The organism is Vibrio sp. Vb2131, from assembly GCF_033338535.1.
Classification (GTDB): Bacteria; Pseudomonadota; Gammaproteobacteria; order Enterobacterales; family Vibrionaceae; genus Vibrio; species Vibrio alginolyticus.
This window is the reverse complement of the sequence record NZ_JAWOSW010000005.1, coordinates 17,472-32,906: the sequence shown is the minus strand read 5'-3', so window position 1 is coordinate 32,906 and position 15,435 is coordinate 17,472. Positions and strand designations below refer to the sequence as shown.

The 15,435-nt window shown below is 42.7% G+C and carries 14 protein-coding genes, 1 pseudogene and 1 riboswitch; of the genes and pseudogenes, 8 read left to right on the top strand and 7 right to left on the bottom strand.

What is annotated here, in order from left to right:
• Positions 1–258: 258 nt before the first annotated feature.
• Entirely contained in the window at positions 259–1,632 is a 1,374-nt protein-coding gene (locus R7E38_RS07565) for a carbohydrate porin (protein ID WP_226083446.1), read from the top strand.
• Positions 1,633–1,695: 63 nt separating this feature from the next.
• Here R7E38_RS07565 and R7E38_RS07560 read toward each other — a convergent pair whose 3' ends face one another.
• On the bottom strand, positions 1,696–2,682 hold the full coding sequence (locus R7E38_RS07560; protein WP_045546242.1) for a LacI family DNA-binding transcriptional regulator: 987 nt from the start codon (positions 2,680–2,682) through the stop codon (positions 1,696–1,698).
• Positions 2,683–2,917: 235 nt separating this feature from the next.
• Here R7E38_RS07560 and R7E38_RS07555 point away from each other — a divergent pair, with 235 nt between their 5' ends.
• The 3 genes from R7E38_RS07555 to R7E38_RS07545 all read left to right on the top strand — a co-directional run bounded on the left by R7E38_RS07555 (position 2,918) and on the right by R7E38_RS07545 (position 6,932).
• Complete coding sequence (locus R7E38_RS07555) at positions 2,918–4,357, top strand: sucrose-specific PTS transporter subunit IIBC (protein WP_226083422.1); 1,440 nt, start codon at positions 2,918–2,920, stop codon at positions 4,355–4,357.
• A gap of 165 nt (positions 4,358–4,522) precedes the next feature.
• Positions 4,523–5,446 (top strand): aminoimidazole riboside kinase, encoded by a 924-nt coding sequence (locus R7E38_RS07550; protein WP_226083424.1) that lies wholly within the window; start codon positions 4,523–4,525, stop codon positions 5,444–5,446.
• A gap of 31 nt (positions 5,447–5,477) precedes the next feature.
• Positions 5,478–6,932 carry a sucrose-6-phosphate hydrolase gene (locus R7E38_RS07545; RefSeq protein ID WP_226083426.1) on the top strand — a complete coding sequence of 485 codons (1,455 nt, stop codon included), beginning with the start codon at positions 5,478–5,480 and terminating at the stop codon, positions 6,930–6,932.
• A gap of 64 nt (positions 6,933–6,996) precedes the next feature.
• Here the strand turns inward: R7E38_RS07545 and R7E38_RS07540 are convergent.
• Positions 6,997–7,110 (bottom strand): annotated as a pseudogene (locus tag R7E38_RS07540) (dihydrofolate reductase); the annotation flags it as partial.
• Positions 7,111–7,369: 259 nt separating this feature from the next.
• On the opposite strand from R7E38_RS07540, the gene yghU reads away from it, so the two are divergent.
• The 3 genes from yghU (at position 7,370) to R7E38_RS07525 (ending at position 11,200) form a co-directional block, all read left to right on the top strand.
• Positions 7,370–8,227 carry a glutathione-dependent disulfide-bond oxidoreductase gene (gene yghU, locus R7E38_RS07535; protein ID WP_053349291.1) on the top strand — a complete coding sequence of 286 codons (858 nt, stop codon included), beginning with the start codon at positions 7,370–7,372 and terminating at the stop codon, positions 8,225–8,227.
• A 1,183-nt stretch (positions 8,228–9,410) separates the two neighbouring features.
• Positions 9,411–10,580, top strand: a complete 1,170-nt coding sequence (locus R7E38_RS07530) for a D-alanyl-D-alanine carboxypeptidase family protein (RefSeq protein ID WP_318081740.1) — start codon at positions 9,411–9,413, stop codon at positions 10,578–10,580.
• A gap of 212 nt (positions 10,581–10,792) precedes the next feature.
• Complete coding sequence (locus R7E38_RS07525) at positions 10,793–11,200, top strand: SPOR domain-containing protein (RefSeq protein WP_005373701.1); 408 nt, start codon at positions 10,793–10,795, stop codon at positions 11,198–11,200.
• Positions 11,201–11,250: 50 nt separating this feature from the next.
• Here R7E38_RS07525 and R7E38_RS07520 read toward each other — a convergent pair whose 3' ends face one another.
• From R7E38_RS07520 to R7E38_RS07500, 5 genes are all read right to left on the bottom strand, one after another.
• Positions 11,251–11,724 carry a peroxiredoxin gene (locus R7E38_RS07520; RefSeq protein ID WP_054577743.1) on the bottom strand — a complete coding sequence of 158 codons (474 nt, stop codon included), beginning with the start codon at positions 11,722–11,724 and terminating at the stop codon, positions 11,251–11,253.
• Positions 11,725–11,850: 126 nt separating this feature from the next.
• Positions 11,851–12,867 (bottom strand): adenosine deaminase, encoded by a 1,017-nt coding sequence (locus tag R7E38_RS07515; RefSeq protein ID WP_017819853.1) that lies wholly within the window; start codon positions 12,865–12,867, stop codon positions 11,851–11,853.
• 89 nt (positions 12,868–12,956) lie between these two features.
• Positions 12,957–13,056, bottom strand: a riboswitch (purine riboswitch).
• Positions 13,057–13,293: 237 nt separating this feature from the next.
• The gene (locus R7E38_RS07510) at positions 13,294–13,434 is read right to left on the bottom strand and encodes a PA3496 family putative envelope integrity protein (RefSeq protein WP_017633782.1); all 141 of its coding nucleotides are present in this window, start codon (positions 13,432–13,434) and stop codon (positions 13,294–13,296) included.
• 50 nt (positions 13,435–13,484) lie between these two features.
• Complete coding sequence (locus tag R7E38_RS07505; RefSeq protein ID WP_005373692.1) at positions 13,485–13,694, bottom strand: hypothetical protein; 210 nt, start codon at positions 13,692–13,694, stop codon at positions 13,485–13,487.
• A gap of 240 nt (positions 13,695–13,934) precedes the next feature.
• A complete protein-coding gene (locus R7E38_RS07500; RefSeq protein WP_005373691.1) occupies positions 13,935–14,144 on the bottom strand; it encodes a cold-shock protein in 210 nt (69 codons plus the stop codon).
• A 401-nt stretch (positions 14,145–14,545) separates the two neighbouring features.
• Between R7E38_RS07500 and R7E38_RS07495 the strand changes: the two genes are divergently transcribed.
• The gene (locus R7E38_RS07495) at positions 14,546–15,394 is read left to right on the top strand and encodes a pirin family protein (protein ID WP_170896905.1); all 849 of its coding nucleotides are present in this window, start codon (positions 14,546–14,548) and stop codon (positions 15,392–15,394) included.
• The last annotated feature ends 41 nt before the right edge of the window (positions 15,395–15,435 follow it).

The following is a 15,435-nucleotide window of genomic DNA, read 5'->3' as shown; positions in this document are numbered from 1 at the left end:
AAATGTGCGCTGGTTAATGATTTTTCTGTAAGTAACACAATTGAACGTGATAGAAGTAACAAAATGGCCTCTTAACGGTAACGTTCCCGAAAAGTTTATATATTATCGCCCTCATTGATATAAGTAGTAGAGACGCTCTGAGTCTGAGCGCTCTCAAATTCAGGCTTTAGATGGACATTTAAAGTCACCATAAGTTTGCGATTTTTCTTGGGAACGTTTGCAATATGCCTAAGTATAAATTTACGTGAGACTATGGAAATGAAACTACACACTTTGACGATGGCAGTAGCGCTTGGACTGGTTACTGCACCTGTATTCGCAGAAACAGATGTTGACGCTCTTGAAAAGCGAATTAATGAATTAGAACAGAGACTTGAGAAGACGGAAAAAGCATCCACAGAAGCAAATGAGAAAGCCTCAAGCTTTGAGTTTCATGGCTACGCTCGTTCCGGGCTACTGATTAATGACGATCTGAATGGTGCAGTGGGCACTGGTCCTTACATGACGGCAGCTGGTGCTATTGGCGCTCCAGTTGGGCGATTAGGGGTAGAGGATGATCATTATGTGGAAGCAAACCTTATTCACAAACGTTTTGCAGATGATGGTTCCAGCGCATTGTTCCGAATCATGTTGGCAGATAGTACGGAAACCAATAACGAATGGACGGCGAGCGAGAGTCAATTAAACGTTCGTCAGGTATATGCTGAGCTAAACAAGTTGAGCATGTTCTCTGAATCAAGTGCGTTTGCTGACGCGACGTTTTGGGCTGGTAAACGATTTGACCGTGATAACTTTGACATTCACTTCTTTGACTCGGATATTGTTTTCTTATCTGGCACTGGTGCTGGTGTGTATGACGTCCAAATGAGCGAATCATGGAAAGCAAACTTCTCGATCTATGGTCGTGATTTTGGTGAGATTGATAGCTCGTCAACGGATGTTGAAAACTATATCTCGACAATGGACAACCGCTTTGGTAATTGGCAATTGATGCTGAGCGGCATGACGTCTGCTGATAACAATAATCGCGCAGAAGGCGCAGCGGACAAAGGTTTACATGCGATGTTTGCCTACCATGGCAATACCTTCTTTGGCATGAGTGAAGGCTTCTCTAAAACTGGTATTTTGATGGGTGATGGACTGGGGGCAGAACTTAAAGGCATAGGTTCAAACGGTGATTTGTTAGAAGACGCAAAAGCCGTACGCTTGTTCAGCTATGGTGTAACACGCATCGGCGACAATTGGCGTGTAGCACCTGCGTTGCTAGCAGAACAAAGCCAAGATCGCTTTGCTAAAAATGATGAATTCACGTGGGCATCGTTCAACATCCGCTTAGCGCAAGAGTTTACGCAAAACTTTGAGATGGTTTATGAAGGCTCATACCAATACATGGACCTAGACAATGCGATTGATAAAGCAAGTGGCAGTTTTTACAAAGCGACAATTGCACCAACGCTTAAGATGTCTACCGCAGCAGGGTTCTTTGACCGTCCGGAGCTACGTTTTGCTGTTAGCTACGTTGATTGGAGCGAAGACTTGAATGGCTACTCGATTAGCCAGGATGCGGGCGCTGCAACGATGGGTGATGGTGGTGAAGTTCTGTTCGCACTGCAAATGGAAACTTGGTTCTAAAGGGCTCTAACCGACAAAGAGTAATAAGAAAAGCGCCAACTGATTTCAGTTGGCGCTTTTTCATTAACAGGACTGACGCTCAATTGTTTTGAAGGTTAGCACCATCTTACTCATTTCAAAACTTCTGTTGGCAATTCTATCTAGCAACAGTTTCGCACCATTTTCACCTGCTTTATCAAATGCATAGTTAAATGTTGATAAGGTTGGGGTGCACACTGATGCGAGCTCATCATCACCAACTCCTAGCACTAAAACGTCTTTACCCGGTGTTAACCCGATCTCTTGAATCGCTCTCATCGCACCGATAGCAATACGGTCTGTCGCACAGAACAAGCCATCTAGCTTACGGTTCTCTGTTAAGTGTTGTTTTGCCAATGAATAGCCAGAGTCGATGGTAAAGTCACCACGAGCATGGAAGGCGAGCTCAAAACCATGGTGTTGCAGCGCTTGAACAAACCCTTCAGAGCGTTGCTTATCTACCGCGATATCGTCACCTTGTACGCCAATAAAGCCCATGGTTTGGCAACCTTTTGCAACCAGTCTATTTCCCGCTTCAAACCCTACTCGTGAGTCATCATGAATGATGCTTGGAATATTAAACATGGAACCATCTTGACCGACGAGCACAACTGGGACCGCTGAGTTTTGAATTGCTTTTACCAGCTTGGAATCGAGGTGGGTCGCGTAAAGAATGATCCCTTCAACCCGTTTTTGGTTAAAGATCTGAATATATTCTAGTTCTTTTTCGTGGACTTGGTGAGTGCTAGCAAGTAAAACATGTTTCCCCGCTTTTTCAAGGACCTCGGTTAATCCATCGACGCCTTGGGATGTGGCATGAGAGGAAACCCGAGGAACAATGACACCAACCAGATTGGTCTTTTGAGATTTTAGATCTTTAGCGACTTGGTTTGGAACATAGCCACACTCAGCTACTGCTTGGCGGACTTTCTGTTTTGTCGCTTCTTTTACGCCATACTCATCGTTTATAACCCGTGACACTGTTGATTTTGATACGCCAGCCAGACGGGCGACATCATGCAGACTCGCCATTGTTCCTATCCATTCTGTTTTTCGTTTTTGGGATTGTTTGCAAAGAGAAGATGAAAAGCTCTTTGATAAGTAGCGATTCTAACCTCCTATACTGCTGTTAGGGAGAGAATTTGACGATCATTCTCACATTCTCTCTGCTTTATCTTTGATCATTTGGTTTTATTGAGCAAAAATCCGTTTTGCAAACGTTCCCGAAAATTTCGCAAGCTCAGATAATAATCCAATGGGGTATGAAATGAATTATCCGGCAGTAGCAAAAGAGTTGTTAACTCTATTAGGTGGTAAAAGCAACATCACCGCACTTGCACATTGTGCGACACGCTTACGCCTTGCCGTTGCAGATGAGCAAAAAATAGATGAACAAGCGATTGATAACCTTGAAGGGGTAAAAGGGCAGTTCAAAGTTGCGGGTCAGTACCAAATCATTTTTGGATCAGGCATCGTAAACCAAGTTTATGCAGAAATGGCGAAGTTGACGGGTATGAGTGAAATGTCCACCAACGACGTTGCGTCTGCTGGCGCAGAGAAACAAAACATCGTTCAGCGCGCAGTGAAGGGGCTGTCTGATATTTTCGTCCCAATCATTCCAGCAATCGTCGCTGGCGGTTTGTTGATGGGTATTTACAACCTACTGACTGCCCAAGGCTTGTTTATTGATGGCAAATCTTTGATTGATGCCAACCCAGGACTGACAGACTTGGCGAACATGATCAACACGTTTGCGAACGCTCCGTTTGTTTACCTGCCTATTCTGCTGGCATTTTCAGCCAGTAAGAAGTTTGGCGGTAACCCATATTTAGGGGCGGCGTTAGGTATGTTGATGGTCCACCCAGAATTACTTAACGGGTGGGGCTTCGGGGGGGCTGCGGTATCTGGCAACATTCCGGTTTGGAATATTCTTGGCTTTGAAATTCAAAAAGTGGGTTACCAAGGTTCAGTGTTACCGGTTTTGGTATCGGCATTCATTCTTGCGAAGGTTGAGCTAGGCTTACGTAAAGTCATACCTTCTGTTTTAGACAACCTTTTAACGCCATTACTGGCGATTTTCATAGCGGGTTTGCTGACGTTTACTGTCGTCGGTCCGTTCACGCGTGATATCGGTTTCCTATTGGGTGATGGTCTGAACTGGCTATACAACACAGCTGGCTTTGTTGGTGGTGCGGTATTTGGTCTTATCTATGCTCCATTTGTTATTACTGGTATGCACCACAGCTTCATTGCGATTGAAACGCAACTTCTTGCGGATATTGCGACGACGGGCGGCACCTTTATCTTTCCTATTGCGGCGATGTCTAACGTTTCTCAAGGAGCGGCAGCGTTGGCGGTGGGCGTGATGAGCAAAGATAAGAAGATGAAAGGTATTGCGATTCCATCGGGTGTCACGGGTTTGCTGGGTATTACAGAACCAGCCATGTTTGGTGTTAACTTAAAACTACGTTACCCATTTATTGCGGCAGTTTGCGCTGCGGCGTTATCAAGTGCGTTCATCACAATGTTTAATGTGAAAGCTCAGGCATTGGGTGCAGCTGGTCTTCCAGGCATCATTTCCATCACGCCAGATAAGATTGGGTACTACATCGCGGGTATGGTGATCGCGTTCTTGACCGCATTTGTTCTCACCATTGTTCTTGGTATGCGTGACCGCGCTAAAGTCGGTAAAAAAGCAGCGGCTTAATCTGAACTCCTTAAGGGTGGAGTCCCCCAAAATCCACTTCTTTTCCTAAATGTTTGGGGTGCTAGCCAAGCACTAATGGCTTGGCTAGCCTTTTTCAATTTTTACTTGGTAGTGAATGTGTTCAACACGTTGGACTATCAGGGCTTTAATTTTAAGGTAAGCAAGATGAATCAAGTGTGGGTAACTGGTGATGCTGTTGTCGATCTAATACCGGAGTCTGAGACTTCTTTACTCAAATGTCCCGGTGGTGCACCAGCGAATGTCGCCGTAGCAATTGCTCGTCTATCTGGTAAGAGTGCGTTTTTTGGACGTGTGGGTGATGACCCATTTGGTCGCTTCATGCAATCAACGCTGGATCAAGAGGGCGTGTGCACGGAGTTTCTCGTTAAAGATCCTGAGCAAAGAACATCAACAGTGGTGGTGGATTTAGACGATCAAGGTGAGCGCAGCTTTACGTTTATGGTAAAACCGAGCGCTGATCAGTTTATGTCTGTTGAAGATATCCCAAACTTTAAGCAAGGTGACTGGCTGCATGTTTGCTCGATTTCACTGGCAAATGAGCCAAGTAGAAGCAGCACATTTGAGGCGATCAAAAGAGCAAAAGCCGCTGGTGGTTTCATTAGCTTTGACCCTAACTTGCGCGATGAAGTGTGGCAAGATCAATCAGAAATCCAAGCTGTCGTGATGAAGGCTGTAGCGATGGCTGACGTGGTTAAGTTCTCTGAAGAAGAGCTTTTGTTCTTAACTGACTCAACTTCGATGGCACAGGGTTTACAACAAATAGCCGCTTTGAATATTGCGTTGGTCTTGGTGACACAAGGTGCGAAAGGCGTTTGGCGTGTCTTTGAAAGCCAGAGTGAGCTGATCACTGGTCAAGTCGTTAGTCCGATTGATACCACAGGTGCGGGTGATGCTTTTGTCGGAGGGCTATTGGCATGTCTGTCTCAGCATGACGATTGGAAAAATCATCGTGTTGTTAGCTCTGCGATTCAATGGGCAAATGGCTGTGGTGCATTAGCGACGACGCAAAAAGGCGCAATGACCGCGCTTCCGACCCAGACAGAATTGCTGCAATTTATTGGGCAATGATCTTCAGATCCAATTTCAGTTGAGAAAAATTATGAGCTTAAACAACCGTTGGACTGTAGAGCAAAGATATCGCCGCCTTGAGCAAATCCCTCAGTGTGATATCGAAGAAATGACACTTTCACGTCAGCAAGATAAAGGCTTTCCTAGTTTTCATATCGCCCCTAGATTTGGGCTGTTAAATGACCCAAATGGGTTGTGCTATTTCAATGGTGAGCACCACATCTTTTACCAGTGGACGCCTGTGGGACCAGTCCATGGAATGAAGTATTGGTATCACCTTTCTACTAAAGACTTCATCCATTTTACTGATCATGGTGTTGGTCTTCATCCTGACCAAGACTACGATTCACATGGTGTCTATTCGGGCGGCGCTTTGGTGGAAAACAACAAGGCTTTGCTGTTTTTTACTGGCAACAAGCGTGACCAAAACTGGAATCGAATCCCAACACAGTGCTTTGCCACCATGGATTCAGACGGCAACATTGAAAAGCACGGTGTAGTCATTGAGAACGAACATTACACGGAGCACTTTCGTGATCCAAAAGTTTGGAAGAAAGGCGACGACTATTTGATGGTGGTGGGTGCTCAAACCAAAACCGAGCATGGTTCTATGGTGCTCTATCAAAGCAAAGATTTGAAAACGTGGCAGCATAAAGGCCCTATCAAGACCAAGTTTTCTGACCTTGGGTACATGTGGGAGTGTCCAGATTTCTTTGAGATTAATGGTCAATCGGTGATGCTGTTTTCTCCACAGGGTGTGAGCAGTAGTAATCCTTATGATTTTAAAAACATCTATTCTGTCGCGTATATCGTGGGTGATCAGTTGAACCTGGAGTCGATGACTTTAGAAAAACACCAAGATATTTTACAGCCAGATTATGGGTTTGATTTCTACGCCCCACAAACCTATTTAGATGAGAATGGGCGTCGCATTCTTATTGCATGGATAGGGTTGCCAGAAATCGACACGCCATCGGTCACACACCAGTGGGCAGGAATGTTGTCTCTTCCTAGAGAACTAACGTTGAAAGATGGTTTTCTTGTTCAAACTCCACTCCCTGAGCTGAAGAGTTTGAGAAAAGAAGAGGTGGTCTTTGCACAATCCCATACACTGGAAAGCACCAATTGTTTGATCCAATTAGACCTTGAGGGCGATGGCTTTGAACTTGAGCTGAGTAACCTCAAAGGTGACAACATCGTCTTTAGTGCGACAGAGCACGAGTTTATGCTGGACCGTCGTTACATGTCTCATTTGTACGCAGAAGAATTTGGTAGCATTCGAAAAGCACCAAGATTGGACGCTAAGCAGACGATTGATATATATATCGACAATTCTGTCATCGAGATTTTCATTAATGGTGGCAAACACACGATGACCAGTCGTTTCTTTATTGATGATCTTAGTAAAGTAACGTTGATAGGGTTGGAACAAGCAAGGCTTTTCCCTTTGAAAGGTATAACTGGTTTGTTTGAATCAGCTAAGTAACGGTTTCGAATACATTAAAACACCCTTCATTGATTTAGTGAAGGGCGTTTTTCTTTCTAACTATCTAACTTAACTGCCTATCACGCACGTAAGTGGTTTGAACTAAGGTATCCAGAACAACTTCATTCTTGGTGACTTTGAAGTTTAGCGGTTGTTCTAAATCCCCAAATAGAGGTGCGCAGCAGAGTGTCGCTTACTCATCGTTGGCATCTCGAACCTAGTTCACATTACCGCGACGTTTTTACTTATAGCGTGAAAGAAAATCCCATAACCAAAGGTTCTAACTAAAAGAGATTGCAGGACTTTTATTTAGCGAATTCGACCTAATATCTTGAGTATGCCTAATCGCAGTTGGCGAAGAGGTGATGTTAATAATGCTTGCTGGCGCGTAAGACCCGTCAGTTTGAAGATGCATTCAAACACAATAAGGGAAAACAATGGCTAACGAATACATTCCACCAAAAGTTTGGACAAACGATAATGAAAACGGCGGTCAGTGGGCGAGCATCAACCGTCCGGATTCTGGCGCACGTCATGAGCAAGAGCTTCCAATTGGTGAGCACCCATTCCAACTTTACTCAATGGGTACCCCAAATGGTCAGAAAGTGACGATCATGTTTGAAGAGCTTTTGGCGGCTGGCGTAACGGCAGCAGAATACGATGCATACCTGATTAAGATTGGCGATGGTGACCAGTTTGGCTCTGGCTTTGTAGCTGTTAACCCAAACTCAAAAATTCCGGCATTGGTTGACCGTTCGGGTTCTGAGCCAGTGAACGTGTTTGAATCTGGCAACATCTTGTTTTATCTAGCAGAGAAATTTGATCATTTCTTACCAAAAGAAGGCGCTAAGCGTGCTGAGGTAATGAACTGGTTATTCTGGCTGCAAGGTTCTGCGCCATACCTAGGCGGTGGTTTTGGTCACTTCTACGCGTACGCACCAGAGAAGTTCGAGTACCCAATCAACCGCTTTACAATGGAAGCAAAACGTCAGTTAGATGTATTAGACAAGCGTCTTGCGAACAATGAATTCCTAGGTGGCGATGAGTACAGCATCGCTGATATCGCAACATGGCCATGGTATGGCAACCTTGTGTTGGGTCGTGCTTACGATGCGGCTGAATTCTTAGACGTAGAAAGCTACAAAAACGTTGTGCGTTGGGCAAAAGTAATTGATGAGCGTGAAGCGGTAAAACGTGGTCGAATTGTGAACCGTTCATGGGGTGAAGAATGGGAGCAGTTACCTGAGCGCCACAGCGCAGAAGATATTGATAAAGTATTGAAACTTAAACCATAAGCAATCTTGGCCTAGCTACGTCAAATGAGTTTAGTTTTATCTATGCTTATACAGTGACCTTAATCAAATCTATAGCGCACCATATACGGTGCGCTATTTTTATTCTCATTTAGTCTCGAAATGCTAATTTATATCACCTCTTGAAGAGCATTTAGTTCGTAGATGAATCTTTAATGTATTTATATATTATGATGCAAAACAAAGCTCATATTTCCATGTTAAATATGGACTGGTCATACTGCTTTCTAATAATTAAATTATTTAAAAATTATAAACTGATTTTATATCCATTATAAATTAAATTAATGATAATTAATATTTGACATAACCACTAAATTTATGTGGAATATGCGGGTTGATTTGTTTTGAAGAAATAAAATCAATTTCTAGTACTTTTATTTAAGACAAGCTTAGCTTTTAGCGATGTTTAATTATTAATGCTTATATCATGAAAGAGGATATGTATGATGTCGTCGTTTGAGTCGTACTGGGTTGGGATACGTCAAAGAATAGCCGCACAAACCGAAGGTAACCGCAGTTTAAAGTCTCTAGTCATTAAAAAGCAGCGTGTGAACTTAAATAACAGTGGGTTATCCTTTCGCGCTAAGTCCGGATGCCTTATTCCTCACTGTTATACCAAGTTCTCTGATGAGATAAACCTAAAAACATCGAAAAAATCGTCTCTTAGTTTTAAAAAAGGAAAGCTGTATTTTTCTCCAGTTTAATAATAAATGAAATTTGCATAAATTATAATATTAGGTTTTTAAATTTATCGATAATTAATTACGATTTTATGATGCGTTTTTAACATGTTTTCTTGGTAAATAATTAGCTGGGCTTATTGTTGATTGTTTTTGTTGTTTCCTATTTAGATATGGATAAAAGCTCAACTACTTTTCCTATACCAACTTACTCCCTGAATTGGCTTGCGCGCTTTTTCTCCCCTCTAAAAAAACATAGCGTTACGGAATTATTTTCGCTCCTGTTTCATTCTTCAAGACGAAAGCTCTACCTACCTCTCATTATTTTCGACAAACATTGAGTAAAAGTAACCAATCGTAACAAGGTGGCTGTAACTGAGCGCCGTTTCAATATACTCGTTTTTTAACTAGGTAATCCCGCGCTTTGAATTCATTCGGGTACCGTTTGTAAGCCTTAAATGCTACTAAGATAAGATGTCATGATGAGAAAAAGTACTATATTACACACAGTGTTAATTACAGGGTTCGCTGCTGTATCCTCGTTGGCTTATGCTGCGCCTTCAGTTGTGCCAAATGCGCCGGAACTCAGTTCTCGTGGTTATGTTTTGATGGACTTCCATACGGGGAAAGTACTGGTTGAACGTGATGCCTACAAACGTTTAAACCCCGCGAGTTTAACGAAGTTGATGACTGCTTATGTAGCTGGTCAAGAAATTAATACAGGCAATATTACGTTGAATGATGAGGTTGTCATCAGCCGAAATGCTTGGGCAAAAAATTTCCCAGATTCTTCAAAAATGTTTATTGAAGTCAATACTTCCGTTTCTTTGTCTGACTTATACCGTGGTCTGATTGTTCAATCTGGTAACGATGCCAGTGTCGCTATTGCTGAGCATGTTGCGGGAAGTGAATCAGGGTTTGTGAGTTTGATGAATAGTTGGGCCGCCAAGCTTGAATTGTCTAACACGGCATTCACCAACCCTCACGGCCTAGACAGTGACGGTTTATATTCGACACCTTATGATATTGCCAAGTTGGGCCAAGCGATTATTCGTGACTTACCTGATATCTATCCGCTGTATAGCGAAACCTCTTTTACTTACAATGGCATCACTCAATACAACCGTAATGGCTTGCTTCGTGATCGTAGTATGAATGTCGATGGCATGAAAACTGGATATACAAGCGGTGCGGGTTATAGTCTAGCGACTTCTGCAACACAAGGTGATATGCGTCTGATTGCTGTAGTGATGGGAGCGAAGAGCGAGAATGTTCGTGAATCAGAAAGCAAGCAGCTGTTAAGTTATGGCTTCCGCTTTTACGATACGGTAATGCCGACTGAGGCGGGTGCGGAACTTGCGAAAGCTCGAGTTTGGATGGGCGAAAAAGACGAGCTTACTGTCGGCGTAGCTAACGATGTTTATCTCACTTTGCCAAAAGGAGATGTAAAAAAGTTGCAAGCGGAAGTTGAATACAACGGTGATTTAGTTGCGCCAATTTCTGAGCAACAAGTGGTTGGTAAAGTGCTTTACAAAGTCGACGGTAAGGTCGTAAATGAAGCCGAGCTCGTTGCATTGGAGTCCGTGGAGGAAGGCAGTTTATTCAAGCGAATTTTAGACTGGTTTAAACAATTGGTCGCTAGCTGGTTCTAAACAGTAGCGAACTTCTGTCTATATCACTCTATCTTGTTAATGTTCTATTAAATCAATTTACTAAGGCGACCAACGTGGTCGCCTTACGTTTTTGGAATACTCGTTGCGTTAAAACGCAGGCCTTCTTGTAAGGGTGTGTTTTTACCTGACCAAGAGCGTTTTGTGTTTTTGGGTGCGAGAGAAAAGAAACTAGAACAAGAATGGAGTGACACGTGCACAAGATTTTATCTTTGACATTGATTTTATCGCTCATGGGCTGCGCTATGCCTTACCAGCAGGAGGTCGATAGCGGCCAATGTGTTGGAGTCATGACCTCTCAGGATGCATATGGTTATTTAAACCCAAACCATTACACAATGCAGGTACTCGCGCTAAAGCAAGAAAAAGATGTGAAAGATTATATTCGCTATATCGATCCTAAGCATCCGGTTTGGGTTAACTGGAAAAACAGCCGAGGCACGCGTTGGTATACGGTAACTGTTGGTGATTTTAAAACGAAACAGGATGCCTACAATGCGCTTTCTTCATTACCAAGCCGTGTAAAGCAGTCATCCCCGTTTGTGCTGACTTTTGCGGAAATGCAGCGTAAGCAACAAACGAGTGTTGTGAGAATGCGTTAGCCAACAAAAAACGGAAGCGATGGCTTCCGTTTTTGTATTTAGGAGTAAGCTTAAAGCGCCGCTAAAATCGTTTCTGCTTTGCTTGCTTCAAACTCTTTTGGCTCTTCAACGTTAAGCTTAGTCACTGTGCCGTTTTCAATGACCATCGCGTAACGTTGTGAGCGAATACCACCAAAGCCGCCTGTATCCATTTCAAGACCCAATGCTTTAGTAAAGCTAGCGTCGCCATCACCCAACATCAGAATCTCAGAAGCGTTTTGAGCTTCGCCCCACGCTTGCATCACAAATGCATCGTTTACAGAAACGCACGCAATTAAATCAACACCTTTTGCCTTTAGCTCATCAGCTAATACTACATAGCCTGGTAGATGAGCTTCTGAACAGGTAGGGGTGAATGCGCCAGGTACAGCAAAGAGTACGACTTTCTTGTTCGCAAACAGTTCTGTAACGTCGTGGTTAACCATACCATCGGCCGTCAACTCACTTAGAGTTGCAACTGGTAGAGCTTGGCCTTGTTGAATCATGATTCTATTCCTTTTTGTGTGCTAGTTTAGCTTTCTCAGTCTAGCGTTTATAAATGCGGTTAACCACAGAGTCTTTGTAGGGTTTTAATACCTACGCGTTTGACCTAAGGCGTGGTACTGATGCCTTTATTGCAACGCTTCGTGCTGGTTTACGTATTGGCTAACAAGGTGACGATATTTCGCCTTTAACTCGTTATCGATAAAGCTGGCATCAATCGCGTTCATTGTAAATTGGGCAAGTTCACTCTTACTCATTGGATGTGCGTTGTTGACGGCCAGAAAGTTATCCGTCATGTAGCCACCAAAGTACACAGGATCGTCTGAGTTAATCGTTACGGCGACACCTTTTCGTAGCAAATCCACAATATTGTGATCTTTCATATCGTCGAATACACATAGCTTAAGATTCGATAACGGACACACTGTCAGTGGCATTTGGCTTTCGATTAAGGATTCAACTAATGCTTCATCATCAACACAGCGAACACCGTGATCCACGCGGCTCACGTAAAGCATTTCAATGGCATCGCTAATATTTTGTGCGGGGCCTTCTTCACCTGCGTGAGCAACGGTAAGTAAGCCTTCTTCTACTGCTTGTTTAAATACGCGCTTGAATTTAGCTGGCGGATGACCTTGTTCTGAAGAATCTAGCCCAACACCAATGATCTTATCACGGTGTTTCAGAATAGCCTGTAGGGTCTCTATGGCGCTCTCTTCTGAAAGGTGACGGAGAAAACACGCAATAATTTGCGAGGTAATGCCAAGTTTTTCGTGACCATCTTTTAGCGCACGAGCGATTCCATTGATAACAGTGTCAAAGTCTATGCCGCGTTCTGTGTGTGTTTGAGGGTCAAAAAAGATTTCGGTATGAATAACGTTGTCTTCTTTACAGTGCAGTAAGTATTCCCAAGTGAGATCGTAAAAATCTTGCTCCGTACGCAGAACTCCCGCTCCTTGGTAATAGAGGTCGAGAAATGATTGTAAGTCTGTAAACTGATATGCGCTGCGTAGTTCACTCGGAGAAGAGTAAGGGATCTCGATGCCGTTTCGTTTTGCTAATTTGAATAAGAGTTCCGGCTCAAGTGAACCTTCGATATGTAAGTGCAGCTCTACTTTTGGAAGACCTTGAATAAATGCGTTCATATTCCACCTTATGTGTATTGTGGATGCAGTTACTCTAAGAATAGGTATAGATAGAAATAAATCGAACGCTATCACAAAGAGTAAGACCCACGATGATCTCAACTCTTCGTAATCAGCACTTTGCGGGAACTGGTAGAGACCCCCAAACCATATCATTGGGGTTATACGAAGCAAACGAGAGGGATTATACGCAAAAATATCGCTTTGGCTATACGCAAATAACCTAACTGTCATTAGTCACGGGTTTTCCTGTGAGCGAAACGACTATTTGCAAGTCACTTGAGTATAGAGGAGCCAGTTGTTTTTGCGTGTGTGAGAGGCACGTGTAATTAGAAGAGTAGTCTAAAAGAGTGGAGATTCGTTTGAGCAAAGGTAGGTGGCGGTACCTTGCACAACGATAAAGGCAGAGAAAGCACTAGAGAGCATTTATAGATCGAATAACTTATCAAATTCTCTTTGTTCCATAATGTCTTCTATGCGGCGTCGAGTTTTCTGCTTTACCGCCGCCGCGTTTTGTTCAGACTCTTTTTTGTCTTTTTCTGACTGCTTCTTACTTTTTCTAGCCATTGGATACCTTCCAAATTAGTTGCATTATCCATTAATGCATGAAAACTGAATCAGTTAACAGTAAAACTTCCTAACTTTGAACCTGAATCACAGAGAATAGTTCCAGATTGCGTTTTCTCACAATATTCAAAATCGATCATGAAGCTATGAGAAAGAAGTTTCGGTAATACGTGCCTTCGTAAAATATCACCATTTAATTGATGTATTTTAGCGTTCCAAGAGGTTTGAGGTTGTTCTAAATTAAATTCAATTTCTAACATTTATTCTCCTGTTTTTTAGTGATTTTCTCTTTGTTAAGTAATTGATACCAATGCCTTTGACGGCCAGTTCTTTTTGAGGACATGATTTTTCCTATAAATAATAAATTAAGCAGTACTATTCAGTTTATTTTAGATAGCACAAAGCAATGCCTAAAATTAGGCTGAGTGATTGATGAAAGAATATTTTTGAAGGAGAGAGGTTTGGTGCAGCATGGGCATGCTACACCAAGAAAAGCAGTCTTATAGAGGAGTTACTTCAGTCGCTTGAGGACCTTTTTTACCTTGCTCTACATTGAAGCTTACTTTCTGACCTTCAGTCAGTGTTTTGAAACCGTCAGAAACGATAGCGTTAAAGTGTACGAATACATCTTGGCCGCCGTTGTCTTGAGATAGAAAACCGAAGCCTTTAGTTTCGTTAAACCATTTTACTGAACCAGTTACTTTAGACATAAAAATACCTTTGAATTAAACATTAAAATTATGATTTGTTTTGTGGATCTTTTCTAAGCTATTGAATGTTCAATCAAGAGGAAGTTGTACGCAGGTGTCTGAATTGGGGATTCAAGATTTTACTGAGAGGAAACTTAAACTAAATGTTGCATTAACAGCTCTCTTCTAAGAGCCAAGGCACACTATACACCTTGTTTAGAAAATAGCTACATTTATTTTAGATAAATTAAATGTGCTCATTATTAACTCGATAAATTGTATTGTTCGAAAAAGTTGAATAAGTAGAACGAATAGTATGGCTCATAATTTTAGCTCATCAACCTAAAATAGAACCTTATCGATAGCCATAGATTGAACATGCGATTTGCAAGCGGTCACAAAGATAAACTAGGAGAACTAGTATGAGTACATTCAGAGAAATTCGTCAGCTTATTCCTGCGCAACCTACTGCTGATGGTGATGGAGTGAAAATTCGCCGTGTAGCGGGTTTCAATCATGCTAGCTTTTCTCCATTTTTGATGATGGATGAACTCAAATCAGAAGACCGCGCTGACTATATCGGCGGTTTCCCTCCGCATCCGCACCGCGGTATTGAGACGCTTACTTATATGTTGAAAGGTCATTTCCAGCATCGTGATCATATGGATAATGTTGGTGAGCTTCGTTCCGGTGGTGCACAGTGGATGGCGGCAGGAAGAGGCGTCATCCATAGCGAAATGCCTATTATGAAGGAAGGCGAACTGCATGGTTTCCAAATTTGGATTAACCAGCCCGCGAAAAATAAGATGCAGCCAGCTCAATATCATGACTTTCAACCTGAAACGATCACTGAGTTTGATACTCCGAATACGGGGGTTGTACGTTTGATTGCGGGTCATATGACTATAAACAACGAACGAATTCAGGGGCCGCTAACAGAGACAGGTGTTGTCGCCACGGTAGCCGATTGGAGAGCAATGGGTGGTCAAGCTTTGAATTTGAACACGGAGCAAGACAACAACATGATGCTCTATATCTATAAAGGTCGTATTCAATTAAAAGGTCGTGAGATCAATCAAGGCGAAATGGCTATTTTATCGAAAGGTGAATGGGTTGAATTGCAGGCCGAAAAAGAGAGTGGTGCACTGATCTTTATTGGTGAGCCAATTAATGAACCCGTGGTGCATTATGGCCCTTTTGTCATGAATAGCATGGAAGAGATAGAACAAGCCATCCAAGACTACAACTCTGGGTTGTTTGAAACTTACTAGTTTTGACAGCCTACTCGCTTTTTCAGTTAGCGAGCAAATTA

Coding starts and splice junctions, on each gene's coding strand:
- R7E38_RS07565 (WP_226083446.1), top strand. CDS start 259: ATGAAACTACACACTTTGACGATGGCAGTAGCGCTTGGACTGGTTACT.
- R7E38_RS07560 (WP_045546242.1), bottom strand. CDS start 2,682: ATGGCGAGTCTGCATGATGTCGCCCGTCTGGCTGGCGTATCAAAATCA.
- R7E38_RS07555 (WP_226083422.1), top strand. CDS start 2,918: ATGAATTATCCGGCAGTAGCAAAAGAGTTGTTAACTCTATTAGGTGGT.
- R7E38_RS07550 (WP_226083424.1), top strand. CDS start 4,523: ATGAATCAAGTGTGGGTAACTGGTGATGCTGTTGTCGATCTAATACCG.
- R7E38_RS07545 (WP_226083426.1), top strand. CDS start 5,478: ATGAGCTTAAACAACCGTTGGACTGTAGAGCAAAGATATCGCCGCCTT.
- yghU (WP_053349291.1), top strand. CDS start 7,370: ATGGCTAACGAATACATTCCACCAAAAGTTTGGACAAACGATAATGAA.
- R7E38_RS07530 (WP_318081740.1), top strand. CDS start 9,411: ATGAGAAAAAGTACTATATTACACACAGTGTTAATTACAGGGTTCGCT.
- R7E38_RS07520 (WP_054577743.1), bottom strand. CDS start 11,724: ATGATTCAACAAGGCCAAGCTCTACCAGTTGCAACTCTAAGTGAGTTG.
- R7E38_RS07515 (WP_017819853.1), bottom strand. CDS start 12,867: ATGAACGCATTTATTCAAGGTCTTCCAAAAGTAGAGCTGCACTTACAT.
- R7E38_RS07510 (WP_017633782.1), bottom strand. CDS start 13,434: ATGGCTAGAAAAAGTAAGAAGCAGTCAGAAAAAGACAAAAAAGAGTCT.
- R7E38_RS07505 (WP_005373692.1), bottom strand. CDS start 13,694: ATGTTAGAAATTGAATTTAATTTAGAACAACCTCAAACCTCTTGGAAC.
- R7E38_RS07500 (WP_005373691.1), bottom strand. CDS start 14,144: ATGTCTAAAGTAACTGGTTCAGTAAAATGGTTTAACGAAACTAAAGGC.
- R7E38_RS07495 (WP_170896905.1), top strand. CDS start 14,546: ATGAGTACATTCAGAGAAATTCGTCAGCTTATTCCTGCGCAACCTACT.